Genomic DNA, 4,519 nt, shown 5'->3' with positions numbered 1-4,519 from the left:
TAGGCGACCGCCGTCTTCATGACCTCGGCGGACTGCAGGACGAACGGGAGCTGCATCTGGCCGGAGCCGAACAGCTCGCCGACGACCTTCATGCCTTCGAGCAGGATGTCGTTGACGATCTCGAGGGCGGGGCGGGTCTGCAACGCCTCGTCGAGGTCCGCTTCGAGGCCGTTCTTCTCGCCGTCGATGATCCGGCGCTGCAGGCGCTCGTCCAGCGGCAGGGCGAGGAGTTCCTCGGCGCGGCCGTCCTTCATCGACTTGGTGTTGACTCCGTCGAACAGCTCCATGAGCTTCTGCAGCGGGTCGTAGCCCTCGGCGCGCCGGTCGTAGACCAGGTCGAGGGCGACCTTGACCTGCTCCTCGTCCAGGCGGGCGATCGGCAGGATCTTCGACGCGTGCACGATCGCCGAGTCCAGGCCCGCCTTGACGCACTCGTCCAGGAACACGGAGTTCAGGACGATGCGGGCGGCCGGGTTGAGGCCGAAGGAGATGTTCGACAGGCCCAGGGTGGTCTGGACGTCCGGATGGCGGCGCTTGAGCTCGCGGATCGACTCGATCGTGGCGATGCCGTCCTTGCGGGACTCCTCCTGGCCGGTGCAGATCGTGAAGGTGAGCGTGTCGATGAGGATGTCCGACTCGCGCACCCCCCAGTTCGTGGTCAGGTTGTCGATGAGGCGTTCGGCGATGGCGACCTTGTGCTCGACGGTGCGGGCCTGGCCCTCCTCGTCGATGGTCAGCGCGATCAGCGCGGCGCCGTGCTCGACGGCCAGCTTCGAAACCTGCGAGAACCTCGACTCCGGGCCGTCGCCGTCCTCGAAGTTGACGGAGTTGATGACGGCGCGGCCGCCCAGCTTCTCCAGGCCGGCCCGCAGGACGGGAAGCTCGGTGGAGTCCAGGACGATCGGCAGCGTGGAGGCCGTGGCGAAGCGGCCGGCCAGCTCCTGCATGTCGGCGACGCCGTCACGGCCGACGTAGTCCACGCACAGGTCGAGGAGGTGCGCGCCCTCGCGGATCTGGTCGCGGGCCATCTCCACGCAGTCGTCCCAGCGGGCCTCCAGCATGGCCTCGCGGAACTTCTTCGACCCGTTCGCGTTCGTCCGCTCGCCGATCGCGAGGTACGAGGCGTCCTGGCGGAACGGGACCGTGGAGTAGAGGGAGGCGGCACCCGGCTCCGGCCGGGGATCACGCGCCCCGGGGACGAGGCCCCGTACCCGCTCCACGACGGCCTTCATGTGCGCGGGGGTGGTGCCGCAGCAGCCACCGACCAGGGAGAGGCCGTAGTCCCGTACGAAACCGTCCTGGGCGTCGGCGAGCTCGGCCGCGGACAGCGGGTAGTGCGCGCCGTTCTTGCCCAGGACGGGCAGGCCGGCGTTGGGCATGCAGGAGAGCGGGATCCGCGAGTTCCGGGCGAGGTAGCGCAGGTGCTCGCTCATCTCGGCCGGACCGGTCGCGCAGTTCAGGCCGATCATGTCGATGCCCAGGGGTTCCAGGGCGGTGAGCGCCGCGCCGATCTCCGAGCCGAGCAGCATCGTGCCGGTGGTCTCCACCGTCACCGAGCAGATCAGCGGAACCGAGATCCCCAGCGCGTCCATGGCCCGGCGGGCTCCGACGATCGAGGACTTGGTCTGCAGCAGGTCCTGACTGGTCTCCACGAGCAGTGCGTCGGCGCCGCCCGCGATCAGGCCCTCGGCGCTGGTCTGGTAGGCGTCGCGGATGGTCGCGTAGTCGATGTGACCGAGGGTCGGGAGCTTGGTGCCCGGGCCCATCGAGCCCAGGACCCAGCGCTGCTGTCCCGTCGAGGCGGTGAACTCGTCGGCGACCTCACGGGCGATGCGGGCGCCCGCCACGGACAGTTCGTGGTTGCGGTCGGCGATGTCGTACTCGGCGAGCGCCGCGTAGTTCGTGCCGAAGGTGTTGGTCTCCACGCAGTCCACGCCGGCCGCGAAGTACTCGCGGTGCACGTTCGCCACGATGTCCGGGCGCGTCACGTTCAGGACCTCGTTGCAGCCCTCCAGCTGCTGGAAGTCCTCCATGGTCGGGTCCTGCGCCTGGAGCATCGTTCCCATCGCCCCGTCGGCCACCACCACCCGCGAGGCGAACGCCTCGCGCAGGGCGGCCACCCGGTCCGGTTCCCCCGCCATCACAGTGCCCGCAGGTGGGGGACGAGGTGGCGGACCGCGTCGGCGCCGTAGCCGGCGGTCAGCCGGTCCAGGAGCGCCCCGGCGTCCAGCTCGTACTCCTGGGTGCCGCGGGACTCCAGGGCCAGTGCCGCGACCCCGCTGCCCAGCCGGGCCGCGTCCTCGTGGCCCAGACCCCAGGCCAGCGCGGCCAGGAACCCGGACCGGAAGGCGTCGCCCGCACCGGTCGGGTCGACCGTCTCGACGCCGGGCAGCGGGGCCACGCTCAGCGGCGCCGCGTCGGCGCCGGCGATGCGCACGCCCTCGGCGCCGTGCGTGGTGACCCAGGTCCCGACGCGCGCCAGGATCTGCCGCTCGGTCCAGCCGGAGCGCTCCTGGATGAGCACGGACTCGTACGCGTTGGTGAACAGGTAGAGCGGGCCGTCGAGCAGCGCGCGCACCTCGTCCCGCTCCAGCCGGGCCAGCTGCTGCGAGGGGTCGGCGACGAACGGGATCTCCAGTTCGACGCAGTCCGCGGTGTGGCGCAGCATCGCCGCCGGGTCGTTGGGGGAGACGACGACCAGGTCGACGGCACCGGTGCGCCCGACGAGTTCGCCCAGGTCGATCTCGTGCGCCTCGGCCATCGCACCGGCGTAGAAGAAGCCGATCTGGTTCTGCTCGGTGTCGGAGGCGCACACGAAGCGGGCGGTGTGCAGGTTCGCGCTGATGCGCACGCCGTCGGTGTCGACGCCGTGTGCCTTGAGCCAGATCTGGTGGTCGGAGAAGTCCACCCCGGCGGCGCCGACCAGCAGCGGCGACAGACCGAGCGAGCCGAGCCCGAAGGCGATGTTGGCGGCGACGCCGCCGTGGCGGATCTCGAGTTCGTCCGTCAGCAGCGAGAGCGAGATCTTGTCCAGCTGCTCGGGGATGAGCTGATCGGAGAATTTCCGGGGGAAGGCCATCAGATGATCTGTGGCGATGGAACCTGTCACTGCGATACGCATCTCTGCTCTCCTCTGCCGGCACGGTGTGGCGGCCGCGTGTCGCTCGTCGGGGCGGCTTCAGAGTCCGGCGATCGCGCGCAGCTGCTGCGCGCGGTCGGTGCGTTCCCAGGTGAAGTCGGGCAGCTCGCGGCCGAAGTGGCCGTACGCGGCGGTCTGGGCGTAGATGGGGCGGAGCAGGTCGAGGTCGCGGATGATCGCGGCCGGACGCAGGTCGAAGACCTGGCCGATCGCGTCCTCGATCTTCGCCACGTCCACCTTGTGGGTGCCGAAGGTCTCGACGAAGAGGCCCACGGGCTCGGCCTTGCCGATCGCGTACGCGACCTGGACCTCGCAACGCGAGGCCAGACCCGCGGCGACGACGTTCTTGGCGACCCAGCGCATCGCGTACGCGGCGGAGCGGTCGACCTTGGACGGGTCCTTGCCCGAGAAGGCGCCGCCGCCGTGACGGGCCATGCCGCCGTAGGTGTCGATGATGATCTTGCGGCCGGTCAGACCCGCGTCGCCCATCGGGCCGCCGATCTCGAAGCGGCCGGTCGGGTTGACCAGCAGGCGGTAGCCCTCGGTCTCCAGCTTGATGCCGTCACCGGCCAGCTGGGCGAGGACGTGCTCGACCACGAAATCGCGGATGTCCGGGACGAGGAGGGCCTCGAGGTCGATGTCGGACGAGTGCTGCGAGGAGATGACGACCGTGTCGAGGCGGACGGCCTTGTCGCCGTCGTACTCGATGGTGACCTGGGTCTTGCCGTCGGGACGCAGGTACGGGATCGTCCCGTCCTTGCGGACCTCGGCCAGCCGGCGCGAGAGCCGGTGCGCGAGGTGGATGGGAAGCGGCATCAGCTCCGGCGTCTCGTCGGTCGCGTAGCCGAACATCAGGCCCTGGTCGCCGGCGCCCTGCTTGTCGAGCTCGTCCTCATCGCCTTCGACCCGCTTCTCGTACGCGGTGTCGACACCCTGCGCGATGTCCGGGGACTGCGCGCCGATGGACACCGACACGCCGCACGAGGCGCCGTCGAAGCCCTTGGCGGAGGAGTCGTAGCCGATGTCCAGGACCGCCGCGCGGACGAGGGCGGGGATATCGGCGTAGGCACTGGTGGTGACCTCTCCGGCCACGTGCACCTGGCCGGTGGTGATCAGGGTTTCCACGGCGACACGGGCCGTGGCGTCGTCCCGCAGGATCGCGTCGAGGATGGTGTCGCTGATCCTGTCGGCGATCTTGTCGGGGTGGCCTTCGGTCACGGACTCCGAGGTGAACAGGCGCAGGGACACGGACCCTCCAAAGGGAAGCCAACGGGCTTTGTCGGTCGGGCCAGGGTGGAGGCCCGCTCTTCAAAGTGACTCGAAGGCTGCTGAAGCCCGCACGACGCACAGGACCCCGGACCCGAGCGCGCTGCGCTCGGG

3 protein-coding genes are annotated in these 4,519 nt (G+C 70.1%); all 3 read right to left on the bottom strand.

Annotated features, from left to right (window positions below):
- Positions 1-2,141, bottom strand: a 2,141-nt coding sequence (locus tag ACWGDE_RS36480) for a homocysteine S-methyltransferase family protein (RefSeq protein WP_453393375.1), incomplete at its 3' end; no start/stop codon positions are given.
- Positions 2,141-3,121 carry a PfkB family carbohydrate kinase gene (locus tag ACWGDE_RS36475; RefSeq protein ID WP_453393374.1) on the bottom strand — a complete coding sequence of 327 codons (981 nt, stop codon included), beginning with the start codon at positions 3,119-3,121 and terminating at the stop codon, positions 2,141-2,143. The genes ACWGDE_RS36480 and ACWGDE_RS36475, both read right to left, overlap by 1 nt.
- A gap of 57 nt (positions 3,122-3,178) precedes the next feature.
- On the bottom strand, positions 3,179-4,387 hold the full coding sequence (gene metK, locus ACWGDE_RS36470) for a methionine adenosyltransferase (RefSeq protein ID WP_453393373.1): 1,209 nt from the start codon (positions 4,385-4,387) through the stop codon (positions 3,179-3,181).
- Positions 4,388-4,519: the final 132 nt, after the last annotated feature.

The organism is Streptomyces sp. NPDC054956 (assembly GCF_053609185.1).
This window is presented reverse-complemented; position numbering and strand designations above follow the sequence as displayed.

Bases quoted from the DNA above. Each gene is read 5' to 3' on its own strand.
- ACWGDE_RS36475 (WP_453393374.1), bottom strand. From the start codon at position 3,121: ATGCGTATCGCAGTGACAGGTTCCATCGCCACAGATCATCTGATGGCC.